At 78.2% G+C, this 725-nt stretch carries 1 pseudogene; it reads left to right on the forward strand.

The window, feature by feature from the left end:
- Positions 1-725, forward strand: a pseudogene (locus ACAG24_RS29480) (hypothetical protein); the annotation flags it as partial.

Here is a 725-nt window from a genome sequence, read left to right on the forward strand (position 1 = left end):
CCGGTGGTGGATGAGGCCGGTGTGGTGACGCCCCCTGCTCCGGGTGGTCCCGGTGGTGCTGCCGGTGGTCCCGGTGGTGTGGTGACCCCTCCTGGTCCTGGTGCTCCGGGTGTGCCGGTGGTGGATGAGGCCGGTGTGGTGACGCCCCCTGCTCCGGGTGGTCCCGGTGGTGCTGCCGGTGGTCCCGGTGGTGCGGTGACGCCGCCCGCTCCCGGTGCTCCGGGAGCGCCGGTCATCGGTGACGCCGGTCTGGCCCCTCCGCCCGGTGCTGGCGCGCCCGTCGTCGCCGAGGCCGGACACGCGCCTGCGCTCGCACCGCCCGGCTCGCCGGCTCCTGGCGCGCCGATCGATTCCGCCGCGGCGGCCGTGACGCCGTCGGGACCTCCCGCCGCTGAGGTGTTCGGCGACGCAGGCGCCGTCGGCGCCGGCGTAGGTGCCGGTGGGGGTGGCGCGGCCTCCGTCGAGGGTGCGGCCGGTGCTGTCGGCGCCGGCGGAGACGCTGCTGCGGGTGGTGCGCCCTTGGCGGCCGCCAGTGGTGCCGCCGCACCCGAGGCCGCCGCGGCCGGTGGCCCCGCCGCGACCGCGCTTCCGGCCGGCAGCCCTCCCGCACCCGACGCACCGATTTTCGGTGAGGCCGGTGTGGTCTCGCCGCCTGCTCCGCCTGTGCCCGGTGGTGGCGCCGGGGTGCCCGGTGGTGTGGTTTCGCCTCCGGCGCCGGGTGTTCC

The organism is Mycobacterium bulgaricum, from assembly GCF_041287165.2.
GTDB classification, from domain to species: domain Bacteria; phylum Actinomycetota; class Actinomycetes; order Mycobacteriales; family Mycobacteriaceae; genus Mycobacterium; species Mycobacterium bulgaricum.